Origin of the sequence: Pseudomonas sp. p99-361, from assembly GCF_003935475.1 — a bacterium.
Taxonomy (GTDB): Bacteria; Pseudomonadota; Gammaproteobacteria; order Pseudomonadales; family Pseudomonadaceae; genus Aquipseudomonas; species Aquipseudomonas juntendi.
Genome location: NZ_RHQO01000085.1, coordinates 1 through 16726 on the forward strand (window position 1 = coordinate 1; position 16726 = coordinate 16726).

Here is a 16726-nt window from a genome sequence, read left to right on the forward strand (position 1 = left end):
CACAGGCGTTACTGGCCCGAAACAAACGTAGGAGCGAGCGCAGCTCGCGATTGCGCCGCGCGGGCGGCGCTCGCTCTCACAGGCGCTGCCATACCTTGTGGCAAACACCTGTCAGCCCTGAGGCGATCCCTGTGGGAGCTGGCTGGCCGGCGATAGAGCCTTGAGCCTTCAGTTTTGCTTCTGTGGCTCGCGGATTTTGTACCAGGCCACGTACAAGGCCGGCAGGAACAGCAGCGTCAGCAGCGTTGCACTGATGATGCCGCCAATCATGGCGTAGGCCATCGGCCCCCAGAACACTTCACGTGCAATCGGGATCATGCCCAGGCTCGCTGCGGCTGCCGTCAGCAGGATCGGCCGGCGACGGTGGTTGGTGGCCTCCACCACCGCGTCCCAAGGGGCATAGCCCTGCGCCTCGAACTCATCGATCTGGGTAACCAGAATCACCGAGTTGCGGATGATGATACCGGCGAGCGCAAGGATGCCGAGAATCGCTACAAAGCCCATTGGCGTACCGGTAGGCACCAGCGCCAGCACCACGCCGATCAGCCCCAATGGCGCCACGCTGATCACCAGGAACAGCTTCTGCACGCTGTGCAGCTGGATCATCAGGAACGTGGCCATGAGGAACAGCATCAGCGGGATGACCTTGGCGATCGGCCCTTGGGCCTTGCCGCTCTCCTCCACGGTACCGCCCGTGGCCACTTCGTAACCTACCGGCAGTTTGCTGGCGAACTCGTCGATTTTCGGCTTCAGTTGCGCCACCAGGTCGGTGGGTTGAATTTCGCCGTTGACCGAGGCCTTGATGGTGATGGTTGGCTTGCGGTCTCGCCGCCATACCAGCGGCTGTTCCAGCTCGTAGCGCACGGTGGCAAACGACAGCAGCGGAATCGAGGTGCCGTTGGAGGTCAGGATCTGCAGGTTCTGCAGGGTATCGGGCGAACCACGCTCGCTGTCCTCGGCACGCGCGACCACGTCGATCAGGTAGATGCTGTCGTTGACCTGGGTGATCTGCACACCGCTGACGATGCTGTTCATCACGTTGGCCACATCTTCCGACGACAGCCCCAACTGGCGCGCCTTGTCCTGGGCAATGTCCACGCGCAGTACTTTGCCAGGCTCGTTCCAGTCGTAGATCATCTCGCCTATGTTGCGGTTCTGGTTGAGCAAGGTCGCCAGGTCGATGGCGTGCTTGCGCACCTCGTCGATACTGGTGCCGCTGACACGGTACTGGATCGGCCGCCCCACCGGTGGACCCATTTCCAGCGATTGCACGTTGGTGCCGATGCCGACGAACTCTTCATGCAGGATTTTCTGCAAGCGCTCGATCATGCCCTGGCGCTCTTCCAGGCCCTTGCTGACAATCACCAGCTGGGCGTAATACGGGTTTTGCAACTGCTGGTCGAGCGGCAGGTAGAACCGCACGGCGCCCTGGCCGATGTAGGTGCTCCAGTGCACCAGGTCCGGGTCGTCCTTGAGGCGCGCCTCGAAGCGGTCGACTACCTTGCGCGTCTCCTCGATAGAAGCGTTCTGCGGCAGGTTCAGGTCGACCAGGATCTCCGGGCGGTCCGACGCGGGGAAGAACTGGTTCTGCACGAAGCGCATGCTGAACAGCGCCAGGGCAAATAGCAGGATGGTACCGATGATGGTCAGCCAGCGATGGCGCATGCACCACAGCAGCCCACCCTCGAACGCCCTGGCCACGCGCCCAGGCTTGGCTTCGTGAGCCTTGACCTTGCTGCTGCTCAGAATGTGCACCCCCAGCACCGGGGCGAAGAACACTGCCACCACCCAGGACACCAGCAAGGCCACGGCGATTACGGCGAACAAGGTGAAGGTGTACTCGCCTGCGGAACTGGCGTTAAGGCCGATCGGCACGAAGCCGGCCACCGTGACCAGGGTACCGGTAAGCATCGGGAAGGCCGTTGAGGTGTAGGCGAACGTGGCCGCCTGCTCCTTGCTGTCGCCCATTTCCAGCCGGGTGACCATGACCTCCACGGTGATCATCGCATCGTCCACCAGCAAGCCCAGGGCAATGATCAGCGCGCCCAGCGAAATCCGCTGCATGGTGATACCGCTGTATTCCATGAACACGAACACCATCGCCAGCACCAAGGGTATCGAGCAGGCCACCACCAGCCCCGCGCGCATGCCTAGGCTGACAAAGCTTACCGCCAGCACGATCACCACCGCTTCGAACAACGCGCTGGTGAAGCCGCCAACCGCCTTCTTGACGACCACGGCTTGGTCCGACACGGTGTGCACGCCAACGCCTATCGGCAGGTCCTGGATCACCTGGTCCATGCGTTTTTTCAGTGCGGCGCCGAACGCCTGCACGTTGCCGCCGGCCTTCATGCCAATGGCCAGGCCAATGGCGGTCTGGCCGTTGTAGCGGAACATCGGTGAAGGCGGGTCGACATAACCGCGCTCTATAGCGGCAATATCGGCCAGGCGGAAGAAGCGGTCATTGATCTTCAGGTTGACGGTTTGCAGGTCCTTTTCCGAGGCGAACTGCCCGGAGGTTCGCACCGAGATGCGCTCTGGCCCGGCCTCTATCACCCCCGCCGGGGTGACCGCGTTCTGCGCTTGCAGGGCCTGCATCACCTGGCGCTGGTCAATGCCCAGGGCGGCCAGCTTGCGGGTGGAGAAGTTCAGGTACAGCACTTCATCCTGGGTGCCGATGAACTCGATCTTGCCGATATTGGGTACATCGCGCACTTCTGCACGGGCCTGCTCCACATAGTCACGCAGCTGGCGAAGGGTAAGGCCGTCGGCGGTGAAGGCATAGATCGAACCGAACACATCGCCGAACTCGTCGTTGAACCCAGGCCCCTGGATGCCAGCAGGGAACTGGCCACGGATGTCCTGGATCTTCTTGCGCACCTGGTACCAGATTTGCGGGATATCCTCGGCCTTGGTGGTATCACGCAGGTACACGTAGACCGTGGATTCGCCCGGCCGGGTATAGCTCTTGGTGTAGTCGAGCGAGTCGAGTTCTTCGAGCTTCTTCTCGATACGGTCGGTGACCTGGTACAGGGTCTCGTCCTGGGTCGCACCGGGCCAGCGGGTCTGGATGACCATGGTCTTGATGGTGAACGACGGGTCTTCTTCACGGCCCAGGTTGAAGTAGGAAAAAATCCCCATCAACAGGGCGACGAACATCAGGTACCAGACGAACGATTGATGCTTGAGTGCCCAGTCGGACAGGTTGAAGCTTCCTTTCATTGCGCATCCTCGTCGAAAGCGACCTTCTGGCCAGGCTTGAGGCTGTTCACGCCCGCAGTCACCACACGTTCACCAGGCTGCACGCCAGAGGCCACGACGATGCTGTCGGAAGTACGGTCGATCAGGGTCACGTCACGGGTGCCGACCGTTTTCTGCCGGGTGTCGATGACCCACACCTGGGTCTTGCCGTCGCGTTCGAGCAAGGCACTCAAGGGCAGCTCGCTGCGCGGCGACACTTGCGAGGTCAGCGTCACACTGACCGCGGTGCCCAAGTGGAAGGCTGCCGGGGTGTTTGCCAAGGTCAGGCGCGCACGGCGGGTACGGGTCGTGGGGTCGGCCTGCGGCTCCAGCTCGCGCAGGGTAGCGGTGGTATTGATGGTCGGGTCGAGTTGCGAAGCGACGGTGAAGGTCAGCCCTTTGCCCAGTTGCTCTGCCAGGCTGATCGGCAAGTCGATCACCGCCTCCTTCACATCAGGCCGGGCCAGGGTCACCACGGCCTGCCCGGCGGTGACCGTCTGCCCGGCCTCGGCCTGCCAGGCCGTGATGACCGCTGCATGGTCGCTACGCAGGGTGCTGTAGCCGAGCTGGTCACGGGCCTGGCTGACAGAGGCGCGCGCCTGCTCCAGCGTCGCGCTGGTGGTTTTCAGGTTGGTCTGGGCGACATCCAGCTGCGCCTGGGCACCCACCCCACGGTCGTACAGCTGTTGCTGGCGACGGGCATCGGCCTGGGCATTGATCCATTGCGCCTGCACCCTGGCCAGGTCGCCTTCGGCGGCACGCAGTTGGTTCTGCTGGTCGGTGGGGTCGAGGGTGGCCAAGGTATCGCCCGGTTTGACCTGGGCTCCCACGTCCAGCCAACGCCGGGCAATGCGCCCGGCTACGCGGAAGCCCAAGGTGCTCTCGAAGCGTGCCTCGATATTGCCAGCGAAGCGGCCCAGTTGCGTCTGCACCTGCGGCTCGACCTTCACCGACAGCACCGGCCGGATCGGCTCTGGGGCTTGCTCGTCACCCTCGCAGGCAGCCAGCAGCATGCCGGCTGACAGTATCAGCAGCAGCCGTGTCATAGCTCACCCCCTGGGCGTTTGGCATCCACCTTCTCCACCTGCATGCCGGGGTGCAACAGCTGGCTGCCGTTGACCACCACGGTTTCGCCCGCCTGCAAGCCGCTGGCGATGACAACCTTGCCAGTCAGGTAGCGGCCGACTTCGACCTTGCGCAGTTCGACCTTGTCACCCTCACCCACTACCCACACGGCAGGTGCGTGCAGGGCCTTGGTCAAGGCCGACCACGGCAGCTCGATGCTCGGCCGCCCCACGGTACTGGTGCTGGCCGTCACCGGCGCGCCCAGCTGCATTTCGGCGGGTACATCCTTCAGGGCCACCTTGACCTGTACCGTGCCGCTTTGCGCCGACACGGTGGGCGTGATTTCGCGGATCACGCCGCGCGCCTGGACCTTGGGGTCGTCCAGCAGGCGGACGAGTATCTCGGCGTTGCCGGGCGGTGCCACCAGCAAGGATTCGTACACATTGAACACGGCATCGCGGTCGCCATCGACGGCCAGGCTGAAGATCGGCATGGTCGCCTGCACCACCTGGCCTACTTCGGCCTGCCGCGCGGTGATCACCCCGGCGGCCTCGGAGACCAGCGCGGTGTAGCCGAGTTGTTCATTGGCACTGGCCAGTTGCGCCTGGGCCGCCTTGAGCGCGCTCTGGTTGCTACGCAGCGCCGCTTCGGCGGCATCGTATTCGCTTTTGCTGGTGTAGCCCTTGGGCAGCAGTTTTTGCTGGCGCACGAAGGCCGCGCGGGTCTGGGTGACCCGCGCCTGCGCGGCAAACACCTCGGCCTTGGCCGAATTCACGTTGTTCTGCAGGTCTTTCGGGTCCAGGCGTGCGAGCACCTGGTTGGCCTTGACGTGGTCACCCACATCGACGCTGCGCGAAATGATCTTGCCCCCCACACGGAACGACAGGTCCGTCTGCACCCGCGCCTGTACATCGCCGGTCAGGGTGACCCTGGCGGCGAAATCGGTGGGTTGAACCTGCTGCACGCCCACCCGCGGCAATGTTTCAGGCACCTCTTCCTTGCTACACCCGGCGAGCATGCACAGCAGCCCCAGGCAAACGACCGACAGCGGACGTATCAACGTCATGCAGGCTCCTTGCTTGCGCACAAATGGTTTGTGGGATGCGACTGTCAGCGTAGTTCAGGGTTCGATAAACATCACTGACGGGGGTCAGTTCGGCAGTTTCGGCGCTTGCGCCGGCCTCTTCGCGGGCACGCCCGCTCCCACCGGAAAAGCGCAGCCCCTGGGACTTGCGCTGTACCTGTAGGAGCGGGCGTGCCCGCGAAAGGGCCGGCACAGCCAAGCACATGCTTCAGTTATATCCAAAAACCACCAACCACCCGGCCACCCCGCTTCAGCCACTACTTTCAAAGGGAGGTTCAACTTCAAGGAAGATCACAATGCCGTTAGCCGAATCCCATCTGCTGCGCCGTGGGCGCTTTTCCGAGCCAGGCAGGCTTTACATGCTGACCACCAAAACTCACCTGCGGCGGCCACTGTTCAATGACTTCGACCACGCTCGCCTGGTGGTCAGACACCTGCGGGTATCCGATGGCATCGAGGACTGCCGGTCATTGGCCTGGGTAGTGATGCCGGACCATCTGCATTGGTTGATCGAACTGAAGGAAGTGGCATTGGCGACACTGATGCGCAAATCCAAATCACGCACAGCCATTGCCTTGCGCAAGGCAGGTGTCAGGCACAAGCCGATATGGCAGCCGGGGTACCACGACCATGCACTGCGGCGGGAAGACAATGTGGTCCATGTGGCCCGTTACATCGTCGCCAATCCCTTGAGGGCAGGCTTGGTCCGGAGTGTCAGGGATTATCCACACTGGGACGCGGTATGGCTTTGAATCGGTGCTGGGGCCTTCGCGGGCTTGCCCGCTCCCACAGGTACAGCGCAGGCCCTGAGACTTCGCTGTACCTGTGGGAGCGGGCAAGCCCGCGAAAAGGCCGGATCAGGCCGAAGCCGCCACTTGCGTCGGGCGCTTGACCTGCGGCTGTGAAGCGTTCGCTGCTGCACCCTCTTCGATCGCCTGCTGAATCGCCCGGCGGCGGTTCTCTTCGGCACGGCGGCTGAAGTACCAGACAAAGAAGGTCACCAGCGACACCGACAGCAGAATCAGGCTGGCCACGGCGTTGATCTCGGGCTTCACACCCAGGCGCACCGCCGAGAACACTTCCATCGGCAAGGTGGTCGAGCCAGGCCCGGAAACGAAGCTGGCCAATACCAGGTCGTCCAGCGACAGCGCGAACGACATCATGCCGCCCGCCGCCAGCGATGGCGCGATCATCGGGATGGTGATCAGGAAGAAGACCTTCCACGGCTTGGCACCCAGGTCCATCGCCGCTTCCTCGATCGACAAGTCCAGCTCACGCAGGCGCGCCGATACCACTACCGCCACATACGCAGCGCAGAACGTGGTATGGGCGATCCAGATGGTGACGATGCCACGCTCCTGCGGCCAGCCGATCATTTGCGCCATGGCTACGAACAGCAGCAACAGCGACAGGCCGGTGATCACCTCGGGCATTACCAACGGTGCGGTGACCAGGCCGCCGAACAGCGTGCGGCCCTTGAAGCGGGTGACGCGGGTCAGCACGAACGCGGCCAGGGTACCCAGCGCCACCGCTGCCACCGCCGTGTAGCAGGCAATTTCCAGCGAGCGCATCACCGAACCCATCAGTTGGGTGTTGTCGAGCAGGCCGACATACCACTTCACCGACCAGCCGCCCCACACCGTCACCAGCTTGGAGGCGTTGAACGAGTAGATCACCAGGATCAGCATCGGCAGGTAGATGAACAGCAAGCCCAGCACCAGCATCAGCTTGGAGAAACTGAAGCGTTTCATGCGCGGCCCTCCATCTCTTTGGCCTGGCTACGGTTGAACAGCAGGATGGGCACGATCAGGATCGCCAGCATCACTACCGCCAGGGCAGAAGCCACCGGCCAGTCACGGTTGTTGAAGAACTCTTGCCACAGCACCTTGCCGATCATCAGGGTTTCCGGGCCGCCGAGCAGCTCGGGGATGACGAACTCGCCCACCACCGGGATGAACACCAGCATGCAGCCGGCGATGATGCCGTTCTTCGACAGCGGCACGGTGATCTTCCAGAAGCTGTTGAAGGTACTCGAACCCAAGTCCGAAGCGGCCTCCAGCAGCGACGGGTCGTGCTTCACCAGGTTGGCGAACAGCGGCAGGATCATGAACGGCAGGTACGAATAGACCACGCCGATGTACACCGCCAGGTTGGTGTTGAGGATCTGCAACGGCTGGTCGATCAGCCCCGTCCACATCAGGAAGCCATTGAGCAGCCCGTTGTTGCTGAGAATGCCCATCCAGGCGTAGACGCGGATCAGGATCGCCGTCCAGGTCGGCATCATGATCAGCAACAGCAGGACCGTCTGCGTTTCCTTCTTGGCGTTGGCAATGGCGTAGGCCATCGGGTAGCCGATCAGCAGGCACAGCAGGGTGCTGAAGAACGCCATTTTCAGCGAACCCAGGTAAGCGGAAATATACAGCTCATCCTCGGTGAGCAAGCCGTAGTTGGCCAGGTTCAGGACCAGCTGGATCTTGTCTTCGACGTAGGTGTAGATCTCGGTGTAGGGCGGGATCGCCACGTCGGCTTCGGCGAAGCTGATCTTCAGCACGATGAAGAACGGCAGCATGAAGAACAGGAACAGCCAGATGAACGGCACGCCGATCACCAGGTGCCGCCCCTCCGGGGTTATGCGCTGGAAGGCTCGCTTGAGCTTGCGCAGTTTCATGACCGCAGTACCACGCCGCTGTCGTCTTCCCACCACACATACACTTCATCGCCCCAGGTCGGCCGCGCGCCTTGGCGCTCGGCGTTGGCGACGAACGACTGGACCACCTTGCCGCTGGGCAGCTCGACGTAGAACACCGAGTGGCCACCCAGGTAGGCGATATCGTGCACCTTGCCACGCGACCAGTTGTGCTCGAACTCCGGCTGCTTGGTGGTCACCAGCAGTTTCTCCGGGCGCAGGGCATAGGTGATGTGCTTGTCTTCCACCGAGGTGGTGATGCCGTGGCCAACGTAGATCTTGCGCTCCAGTTCCGGGCTGGCAATGATCGCGTAGCCCTCGGCGTCATCGACCACATCGCCTTCGAACAGGTTGACGTTGCCGATGAACTCGCACACCAGGCGGCTGGTAGGCGTTTCGTAGATATCGACCGGCGAACCGATCTGGGCAATCCAGCCCAGGTGCATGATGGCGATGCGCTGGGCCATGGTCATGGCCTCTTCCTGGTCGTGGGTCACCATCACGCAGGTCACCCCCACGCGCTCGATGATCTCGACCAGTTCCAGCTGCATCTGCGAGCGCAGTTTCTTGTCCAGCGCACCCATTGGCTCGTCAAGCAGCAGCAGCTTCGGGCGCTTGGCCAGCGAGCGGGCCAGGGCCACGCGCTGGCGCTGGCCGCCAGACAGCTGGTGCGGCTTGCGCTTGGCGTACTGGGTCATGTGCACCAGCTTGAGCATCTCGGCCACGCGGGCGTCGATCTCGGCCTTGGGCATTTTGTCCTGCTGCAGGCCGAAGGCGATGTTCTGCGCCACGCTCATGTGCGGGAACAAGGCGTACGACTGGAACATCATGTTGATCGGCCGCTCGTACGGCGGCATGTCGGTGATGTCGACGCCATCGAGGTAGATCCGCCCTTCGGTCGGGCGTTCGAAGCCTGCCAGCATGCGCAGCAAGGTGGACTTGCCGGAACCGGAGCCACCGAGCAGGGCGAAGATCTCGCCCTTGCGGATTTCCAGGGACACATCGTCCACGGCTACGGTTTCGTCGAATTTTTTCGTGACCCGGTCGATCTTGACCAGCACCTGCTTGGGTTGCTGGCCACCCTCGAGGGCTTTTTTATAGGCACCGGAGGCAACTGCCATGAGTGAAACTCCCAACAAGATTTTTGTGCCCGCGCGGCCTGCCTGGCAGGCGCCGGCGCGGGTCTGGATTGTTACTTGCCCGACTTGACCTTGGTCCAGCTGCGGGTCATCAGCCGTTGCACCTTGGGTGGCAACTCTGAATTGACGAACATCTTGTCCAGCACTTCCTGCGGTGGGTAAACCGCGGCGTCAGTCCTCACGGCCTGGTCCATCAGGTCGCCAGCCTTGGGGTTCGGGTTGGCGTAACCGACGTAATCACTGACCTGGGCGATAACCTCAGGTTTCAGCAAATAGTTGATGAAGGCATGCGCCTCTTTGACGTTCTTGGCGTCCTTGGGAATCGCCAGTACATCGAACCAGAGGTTGCCGCCTTCCTTGGGAATGGCGTAAGCCAGGTTCACGCCCTTCTTCGCTTCTTCAGCGCGGGCCTTGGCCTGGAACACATCACCCGAGAAGCCCGCCGCGACGCAGATGTCGCCATTGGCCAGGTCGGTGATGTACTTGGACGAATGGAAGTAGGTCACGTAAGGGCGCACGGCCAGCAGCTTCTGCTCGGCCTTGGCGTAATCCTTGGGGTTGGTACTGTTGGGGTTCAGGCCCATGTAGTTGAGCACCGCCGGGAGCATTTCGTCCGCCGAGTCGAGGAAGGCTACCCCGCACTTGGACAGCTTCTTCATGTTCTCGGGCTCGAACAGCACGGCCCACGAGTCGATGGTGTCCACGCCCAGGGCGGCTTTCACCTTGTCGACGTTGTAGCCGATGCCGTTGGTGCCCCACAGGTAGGGGACCGCGTACTGGTTGCCCGGGTCGTTCTTTTCCAGGCGCTTCATCAGCGCCGGGTCGAGGTTCGAATAGTTGGGCATCAGGCTCTTGTCGAGCTTCTGGAACGCGCCCGCCTTGATCTGCTTGCCGAGGAAATGGTTGGACGGCACGACCACGTCGTAGCCGGTATTACCGGCCAGCAGCTTGCCTTCCAGGGTTTCGTTGGAGTCGAATACATCCTGCACGGGCTTGATGCCCGTGGCTTTCTCGAAGTCCGCGAGTGTGGTCGGGCCGATGTAGTCGGACCAGTTATAGAAGTGCACCGTTGGCGCCGCTTGGACGCTGCATGCCAGCGTCAGGCCCGCGCCGGCCAGCAAGGCCTTGCGGAATACAGAAATAGACAAGTGGGTGGTCCTCACAATCAGTGCCTGGGTAGCGACAATGCTGCCGCACACGCAAAACCGGCGCGCAACTTACCTTCGCAGCTTCGATGCCGCAATGAACAATTGCCTTTCAAAGCCTCTGGGCCGGCATTTACCGGCCCGGAGGTACTGCCACCGGGCTTATTTGCCCGATTTGATCTTGGTCCAGCTGCGGGTGATCACACGCTGTACCGAAGCATCAGGCGCTGCGATCGCGTACAGCTGCTTCTTCACTTCGGCAGGCGGATAGATGCTCGGGTCGCTGGTGATGTCCTTGTCGACCAACGGGGTCGCGGCCTGGTTACCGTTCGGGAAGCGCACGGCGTTGGTGATTTCAGCCATGATTTCCGGCTGCATCAGGAAGTTCATGAACTGGTAGGCAGCGTCTTTATGCTCGGCATCCTTGGGGATGGCGACCATGTCGTAGAAGGTACCGGCGCCTTCTTTCGGAATCACGTAGTCCACTTTGACCTTGTCGCCGGCTTCATGAGCACGGGCCTTGGACTGCTCCAGGTCACCCGAGTAGCCAACGGCCACGCAGATGTTGCCGTTGGCCATGTCGCCAATGTACTTGGACGAGTGGAAGTAGGTGATCGAAGGGCGGATCTTGAGGAACAGGTCCTCGGCAGCCTTCAGGTCTTCTTTCTTGGTGCTGTTGCTCGGCAGGCCCAGGTAGTGCAGCGCGGCCGGCAGCATTTCGGTCGGTGCGTCGAGGAAGCTCACGCCGCAGCTTTTGAGCTTGGCGATGTTCTCTGGCTTGAACACCACGTCCCACGAGTCGATTTTGTCGACACCCAGCGCGGCCTTGACCTTCTCCGGGTTGTAGCCGATGCCGATCGAGCCCCACATGTACGGGAAGGCGTGCTTGTTGTCCTTGTCACTGGCATCGCCCACGGCCTTGAGCAGGTCGGGGTCGAGGTTTTTCCAGTTCGGCAGCTTGGAGCGGTCCAGCTCTTCGTACACACCAGCCTTGATCTGCTTGGCCAGGAAGTTGTTGGACGGCACCACGATGTCGTAGCCCGACTTGCCGGCCAGCAGCTTGGCCTCGAGGGTTTCGTTGCTGTCGAAGACGTCGTACTTGACCTTGATGCCTGTCTGTTTCTCGAACTTGGCGATGGTGTCCGGAGCGATGTAGTCCGACCAGTTGTAGACGTTCAACACCTTGTCTTCAGCCTGAACAGCGGAGGCCATGGCGCCCATCAGGGCGGCGGCCAGCAACGTCTTGCCCATTTTCTTCATGCGTAATGCTCCAGAATTTTTGTTTAGCCTTCCGTTCAGCTGCCAGAACCCACGGTGCAGAGCGTGCGGCGACTGAAACAGTCGCTAGTCTGGCAAGTTACCGGGCCCTGTATCAAGGAAAGCAGGGCCTGGTAACGACTTAATGTCACTTCGCTAGCCTAGCAAACGCTCACCGAATCGCTTCGAGTGTCAGGTCCAGGCATTTGCGCGCCTTTTCCAGCAGCTCATCAATCTCTACATGGCTGATCACCAGCGGCGGCGCGATGATCATGGTGTCACCCACGGCGCGCATGATCAGGCCGTTTTCGAAACAGAAGTTGCGGCAGATCATGCCCACACCCTTGCCTTCGTAACGGCTGCGGGTGGCCTTGTCCTTCACCAGCTCGATCGCGCCGAGCAGGCCCAGGCCGCGTACCTCGCCCACCAGCGGGTGGTCCTGCAGCTCACGCAAACGCTTCTGCAAATACGGTGCCGCTTCCATGCGCGCCTTCTCGACGATGTGCTCGTCGCGCAGGATGCGCAGGTTTTCCAGGCCTACGGCGGCGGCCACCGGGTGGCCCGAATAGGTGAAACCGTGGTTGAACTCACCCCCTTCGCTGATGACCTTGGCGACGCTGTCCCGCACGATCACCCCCCCCATGGGGATGTACCCGGAGGTCAGGCCCTTGGCGATGGTCATCAGGTCGGGCTGCAGCCCGTAGTAGTCGGAACCGAACCACTCGCCGGTCCGGCCAAAACCGCAGATCACTTCGTCGGCGACGAACAGGATGTCGTAACGGGCCAGAATCTCCTTCACTTTCGGCCAGTAGGTCTCAGGCGGGATGATCACGCCGCCGGCCCCCTGGATGGGCTCGGCGATGAAGGCGGCAACGTTGTCCTCGCCGACCTCCAGAATTTTCTGCTCCAGCTGTTCGGCAGCCCACACCCCGAATTCGTCCGCCGTCATGTCGCCGCCTTCGCCGAACCAGTACGGCTGCGGGATGTGCACGATGCCCGGAATCGGCAGGCCACCCTGCTCGTGCATGCCGCTCATGCCACCCAGGCTCGCGCCGGCGACGGTCGAACCGTGGTAACCGTTGATGCGGCTGATTATGGTCTGCTTCTGCGGCTTGCCCTGCAGCGCCCAGTAATGGCGGACCATACGCAGCACTGTGTCGTTGCCTTCGGAGCCGGAGCCGGTGAAGAACACATGGGTCATGCCTTGCGGCGCCACCTCGGTGATCGCCTTGGCCAGCTCCAGCGCCGGCGGGTGGGCGGTCTGGAAGAACAGGTTGTAGTACGGCAGTTCACGCATCTGCTTCTCTGCCGCCTGCACCAGCTCTTCGCGGCCATAGCCCACGGCCACGCACCACAGGCCGGCCATGCCATCGAGAATCTTGTGCCCCTCGCTGTCCCACAAATGCACACCCTGAGCCTTGGTGATGATGCGTGGCCCCCTCTCTTTCAGCTGCTTGTAGTCACTGAAAGGTGCCAGGTGATGCTCCCCGCTCAGGGCTTGCCATTCACGGGTTTGCGGGTTGTTGACGCTCATGGGCTTCTCCGTATTTCGGCCGCCGCGCACCTGCGGCGCCAGGGTTGATCAGACAGCAAACAGCAGGAACTCACGCTCCCAGGAGCTGATTACACGTTTGAAGTTCTCGTGCTCGGCGCGCTTGGTGGCGACATAGCCGGTAATGAATTTCTTGCCCAAGTACTGCACCAGCGCGCGGCTGTTCTCCATGCGCTCCAGGGCATCTTCGATGGTCAGCGGCAGGCGCAGGTTGCGCCGTTCGTAACCACGGCCCTGCACCGGCGCGCTGGCTTCGATACCTTCGACCATGCCGATGTAGCCACACAGGAGGCTGGCGGCGATGGCCAGATAGGGGTTGGCGTCAGCGCCCGGCAGGCGGTTCTCGACCCGGCGGCTCTGCGGGCCGGCATCCGGTACACGCAAACCGACGGTGCGGTTTTCTTCGCCCCACTCCACGTTGACCGGCGCCGATGTGTCGGGCAGGAAGCGGCGGAAGGAATTGACGTTGGGGGCGAACAGCGGCAGCGCCTCGGGTATGAACTTCTGCAAGCCGCCAATGTGGTGCAGGAACAGTTCGCTCATGCTGCCATCTGCATTGCTAAAGATGTTCTTGCCCGTGGCCACGTCGACCACGCTCTGGTGCAGGTGCATGGCACTGCCCGGCTCGCCGGTCATCGGCTTGGCCATGAAGGTGGCCGCCACGTTGTGCTTGAGCGCTGCTTCGCGCATGGTGCGCTTGAACACCAGGATCTGGTCGGCCAGGTGCAGGGCGTCGCCATGACGGAAGTTGATTTCCATCTGCGCCGTGCCGTCTTCGTGGATCAGCGTGTCGAGGTCCAGTTGCTGCAGCTCGCACCAGTCGTACACGTCTTCGAACAACGGGTCGAATTCGTTCGCCGCTTCGATCGAGAACGACTGTCGGCCGGTTTCCGGGCGACCGGAACGGCCTACCGGCGGCTGCAGCGGGAAGTCCGGGTCTTCACTGCGCTTGGTGAGGTAAAACTCCATTTCCGGCGCGACGATCGGCTGCCAGCCTTTGTCGGCGTAGAGCTTGAGCACTTTTTTCAGCACGTTGCGCGGCGACAGTTCGACCGGGTTGCCCTTCTTGTCGTAGGTGTCGTGGATCACCTGCGCGGTGGGCTCGATGGCCCACGGCACGAGGAACACGGCGTTCTCGTCAGGGCGGCAGATCATGTCGATGTCGGCCGGGTCGAGCAATTCGTAATAGATGTCGTCGTCGACGTAGTCGCCGGTCACGGTCTGCAGCAGCACGCTCTCGGGCAGGCGCATGCCCTTTTCGGCAATGAATTTGTTGGTAGGCGAAATCTTGCCGCGCGTGATGCCGGTCAAGTCACTGATCATGCATTCGACTTCGGTGATCTTGTGCTCTTTCAACCAATCGGTGAGCTGGTCGAGGTTGTTACTCATAAATACCTCAGGAGGTAAGGTGGTCCGCGACTTGATTCTGGATGGAGAAGATTGCTAAAGCAAAAACCCCCGCGCAGAGCCACAGTGGATACACTGAAATCAGCTGTATCCGAAATGAGTTCAAAAGGCAGGAAGATGAAACGAAGGGCGGCAAGCCGCTGCGAGGGCAGGTCCGGGAACGCCAAACGTCAATTATTGCGGCCAGGGCGGCAGCAACAGCGACGCAGCTTGCATGAACGGCGGAGGTACCCGATGGCACTGTGCACGCAGTGCTTTCAGGTCGCGGCAAGCGGACCATGTGACCCTCGTATTATTGTGTTCTGGGTTGAGACCGAGCTTAGCCTTGTTCATTTTTTTACACAACACCCGCGTAAAAAATAAAACACGGCACGCTTGAGATAGCTCTTTACCGGGGAAATAGCGGATAATGCCATGCCCCGATTTGCAGCAAATCTGCCGTAGATGGGCCATTTCAGGGCATCATGGGGTTGGCTTGACATCAGTATGGCTTTTCGGTTGACTGGTCTTGCAAGCCCCCCTTGATTGATATTTTTAACAACAAAGGTGTTGCATCATGTCGGTACCCCCGCGTGCCGTTCAGCTTAACGAAGCGAACGCGTTCCTTAAGGAACATCCTGAGGTTCTCTACGTTGACCTTCTGATTGCAGATATGAATGGTGTGGTGCGCGGCAAGCGCATAGAGCGCACCAGCCTCCACAAGGTTTACGAGAAAGGCATCAACTTGCCGGCCTCCCTCTTCGCCCTCGACATCAACGGCTCCACCGTCGAAAGCACTGGCCTGGGCCTGGATATCGGCGATGCCGACCGCATCTGCTATCCGATCCCAGACACACTCTGTAACGAACCGTGGCAAAAGCGCCCCACTGCTCAGCTGCTGATGACCATGCACGAGCTGGAAGGCGAGCCGTTCTTCGCCGACCCGCGCGAAGTGCTGCGCCAGGTGGTGAGCAAGTTCACCGACATGGGCCTGACCATCTGCGCCGCGTTCGAGCTGGAGTTCTACCTGATCGACCAGGAGAACGTGAACGGCCGCCCACAGCCACCGCGCTCACCAATCTCGGGCAAACGCCCGCAGTCGACCCAGGTGTACCTGATCGACGACCTCGACGAATATGCCGACTGCCTGCAGGACATCCTCGAAGGCGCAAAGGAACAAGGCATCCCGGCCGACGCCATCGTCAAGGAAAGCGCCCCGGCGCAGTTCGAAGTCAACCTGCACCACGTGCCAGACCCGCTCAAGGCCTGCGACTACGCGGTACTGCTCAAGCGCTTGATCAAGAACATTGCGTACGACCATGAAATGGACACCACCTTCATGGCCAAGCCCTACCCGGGCCAGGCAGGCAACGGCCTGCATGTACACATTTCCGTGCTGGACAAAGATGGCAACAACATCTTCACCAGCGAGGATCCCGAGCAGAACGCCGCGCTACGTCACGCTGTCGGCGGTGTGCTCGAGACCCTGCCAGCGTCCATGGCGTTCCTCTGCCCGAACGTCAACTCCTACCGCCGCTTCGGTGCGCAGTTCTACGTACCGAACGCGCCAAGCTGGGGCCTGGACAACCGTACCGTGGCGTTGCGCGTACCGACCGGCTCGGCCGATGCTGTGCGCATCGAGCACCGCGTAGCCGGTGCCGACGCCAACCCGTACCTGATGATGGCTGCCGTGCTGGCGGGCGTGCACCATGGCCTGACCAACCAGATCGAGCCAGGTGCGCCGATCGAAGGCAACTCGTACGAGCAACTTGAGCAGAGCTTGCCGAACAACCTGCGCGATGCCCTGCGTGAGCTGGACGACAGCGAGATTCTGAACAAGTACATCGATCCGAAGTACATCGACATCTTCGTCGCGTGCAAGGAGAGCGAGCTGGAGGAGTTCGAACACTCGATCTCCGACCTCGAGTACAACTGGTACCTGCATACCGTGTAAACAAAACGCCGCCGCCAAGATGTTCTGTACACGCTGAGATTGCCGGGGCGGCTTTGCGGCCCTATCGCCGGCAAGCCAGCTCCCACAGGGATCGCCTTAGGGCTGACAGGTGTTTGCCACAAGGGATGGCAGCGCCTGTTGGAGCGAGCGCCGCCCGCGCGGCGCATCGCGAGCTGCGCTCGCTCCTACGTTTGTTTCGGGCCAATTATTCCTGTGGG

13 protein-coding genes are annotated in these 16726 nt (G+C 61.6%); 3 read left to right on the forward strand and 10 right to left on the reverse strand.

All coding sequences use genetic code 11. The annotated features are described in order from the left end of the window. Nucleotides 1-168: 168 nt before the first annotated feature. Genes EGJ22_RS23310 through EGJ22_RS23320 form a run of 3 tightly spaced genes read right to left on the reverse strand, consistent with a single transcriptional unit; the run spans nucleotide 169 to nucleotide 5371 of the window. Nucleotides 169-3222: an efflux RND transporter permease subunit gene (locus tag EGJ22_RS23310; RefSeq protein WP_064314323.1), complete on the reverse strand. Its 3054-nt coding sequence runs from the start codon at nucleotides 3220-3222 to the stop codon at nucleotides 169-171. Beyond that, nucleotides 3219-4286, reverse strand: a complete 1068-nt coding sequence (locus EGJ22_RS23315) for an efflux RND transporter periplasmic adaptor subunit (RefSeq protein WP_029887457.1) — start codon at nucleotides 4284-4286, stop codon at nucleotides 3219-3221. The genes EGJ22_RS23310 and EGJ22_RS23315 overlap by 4 nt, the downstream gene beginning before the upstream one ends. After that, a complete protein-coding gene (locus EGJ22_RS23320) occupies nucleotides 4283-5371 on the reverse strand; it encodes an efflux RND transporter periplasmic adaptor subunit (RefSeq protein WP_029887456.1) in 1089 nt (362 codons plus the stop codon). The genes EGJ22_RS23315 and EGJ22_RS23320 overlap by 4 nt, the downstream gene beginning before the upstream one ends. A gap of 314 nt (nucleotides 5372-5685) precedes the next feature. Between EGJ22_RS23320 and EGJ22_RS23330 the strand changes: the two genes are divergently transcribed. Then, on the forward strand, nucleotides 5686-6141 hold the full coding sequence (locus EGJ22_RS23330) for a transposase (protein ID WP_029887937.1): 456 nt from the start codon (nucleotides 5686-5688) through the stop codon (nucleotides 6139-6141). A 105-nt stretch (nucleotides 6142-6246) separates the two neighbouring features. On the opposite strand, the gene EGJ22_RS23335 is transcribed toward EGJ22_RS23330, so the two are convergent. From EGJ22_RS23335 to EGJ22_RS23365, 7 genes are all read right to left on the reverse strand, one after another. Beyond that, nucleotides 6247-7140 (reverse strand): ABC transporter permease subunit, encoded by an 894-nt coding sequence (locus EGJ22_RS23335; RefSeq protein WP_029887936.1) that lies wholly within the window; start codon nucleotides 7138-7140, stop codon nucleotides 6247-6249. Beyond that, a complete protein-coding gene (locus tag EGJ22_RS23340) occupies nucleotides 7137-8057 on the reverse strand; it encodes an ABC transporter permease subunit (RefSeq protein WP_009681714.1) in 921 nt (306 codons plus the stop codon). The genes EGJ22_RS23335 and EGJ22_RS23340 overlap by 4 nt, the downstream gene beginning before the upstream one ends. Continuing rightward, nucleotides 8054-9196, reverse strand: coding sequence for a polyamine ABC transporter ATP-binding protein (gene potA / locus EGJ22_RS23345; RefSeq protein WP_009681715.1), 1143 nt, complete (start codon nucleotides 9194-9196; stop codon nucleotides 8054-8056). The genes EGJ22_RS23340 and potA overlap by 4 nt, the downstream gene beginning before the upstream one ends. A gap of 71 nt (nucleotides 9197-9267) precedes the next feature. Next, nucleotides 9268-10362: a polyamine ABC transporter substrate-binding protein gene (locus EGJ22_RS23350; protein WP_029887935.1), complete on the reverse strand. Its 1095-nt coding sequence runs from the start codon at nucleotides 10360-10362 to the stop codon at nucleotides 9268-9270. A gap of 159 nt (nucleotides 10363-10521) precedes the next feature. Beyond that, on the reverse strand, nucleotides 10522-11619 hold the full coding sequence (locus tag EGJ22_RS23355; RefSeq protein ID WP_029887934.1) for a polyamine ABC transporter substrate-binding protein: 1098 nt from the start codon (nucleotides 11617-11619) through the stop codon (nucleotides 10522-10524). Nucleotides 11620-11788: 169 nt separating this feature from the next. Further along, nucleotides 11789-13150, reverse strand: coding sequence for an aspartate aminotransferase family protein (locus EGJ22_RS23360; protein WP_029887933.1), 1362 nt, complete (start codon nucleotides 13148-13150; stop codon nucleotides 11789-11791). A gap of 48 nt (nucleotides 13151-13198) precedes the next feature. Then, on the reverse strand, nucleotides 13199-14557 hold the full coding sequence (locus EGJ22_RS23365; RefSeq protein ID WP_009681719.1) for a glutamine synthetase family protein: 1359 nt from the start codon (nucleotides 14555-14557) through the stop codon (nucleotides 13199-13201). 41 nt (nucleotides 14558-14598) lie between these two features. Here EGJ22_RS23365 and EGJ22_RS23370 point away from each other — a divergent pair, with 41 nt between their 5' ends. Further along, a complete protein-coding gene (locus EGJ22_RS23370) occupies nucleotides 14599-14793 on the forward strand; it encodes a hypothetical protein (RefSeq protein WP_236183218.1) in 195 nt (64 codons plus the stop codon). 338 nt (nucleotides 14794-15131) lie between these two features. Further along, nucleotides 15132-16508: a glutamine synthetase family protein gene (locus tag EGJ22_RS23375; protein ID WP_009681720.1), complete on the forward strand. Its 1377-nt coding sequence runs from the start codon at nucleotides 15132-15134 to the stop codon at nucleotides 16506-16508. Nucleotides 16509-16726: the final 218 nt, after the last annotated feature.

Bases quoted from the DNA above. Each gene is read 5' to 3' on its own strand.
- EGJ22_RS23310 (WP_064314323.1), bottom strand. From the start codon at position 3,222: ATGAAAGGAAGCTTCAACCTGTCCGACTGGGCACTCAAGCATCAATCG.
- EGJ22_RS23315 (WP_029887457.1), bottom strand. From the start codon at position 4,286: ATGACACGGCTGCTGCTGATACTGTCAGCCGGCATGCTGCTGGCTGCC.
- EGJ22_RS23320 (WP_029887456.1), bottom strand. From the start codon at position 5,371: ATGACGTTGATACGTCCGCTGTCGGTCGTTTGCCTGGGGCTGCTGTGC.
- EGJ22_RS23330 (WP_029887937.1), top strand. From the start codon at position 5,686: ATGCCGTTAGCCGAATCCCATCTGCTGCGCCGTGGGCGCTTTTCCGAG.
- EGJ22_RS23335 (WP_029887936.1), bottom strand. From the start codon at position 7,140: ATGAAACGCTTCAGTTTCTCCAAGCTGATGCTGGTGCTGGGCTTGCTG.
- EGJ22_RS23340 (WP_009681714.1), bottom strand. From the start codon at position 8,057: ATGAAACTGCGCAAGCTCAAGCGAGCCTTCCAGCGCATAACCCCGGAG.
- potA (WP_009681715.1), bottom strand. From the start codon at position 9,196: ATGGCAGTTGCCTCCGGTGCCTATAAAAAAGCCCTCGAGGGTGGCCAG.
- EGJ22_RS23355 (WP_029887934.1), bottom strand. From the start codon at position 11,619: ATGAAGAAAATGGGCAAGACGTTGCTGGCCGCCGCCCTGATGGGCGCC.
- EGJ22_RS23360 (WP_029887933.1), bottom strand. From the start codon at position 13,150: ATGAGCGTCAACAACCCGCAAACCCGTGAATGGCAAGCCCTGAGCGGG.
- EGJ22_RS23365 (WP_009681719.1), bottom strand. From the start codon at position 14,557: ATGAGTAACAACCTCGACCAGCTCACCGATTGGTTGAAAGAGCACAAG.
- EGJ22_RS23370 (WP_236183218.1), top strand. From the start codon at position 14,599: ATGGAGAAGATTGCTAAAGCAAAAACCCCCGCGCAGAGCCACAGTGGA.
- EGJ22_RS23375 (WP_009681720.1), top strand. From the start codon at position 15,132: ATGTCGGTACCCCCGCGTGCCGTTCAGCTTAACGAAGCGAACGCGTTC.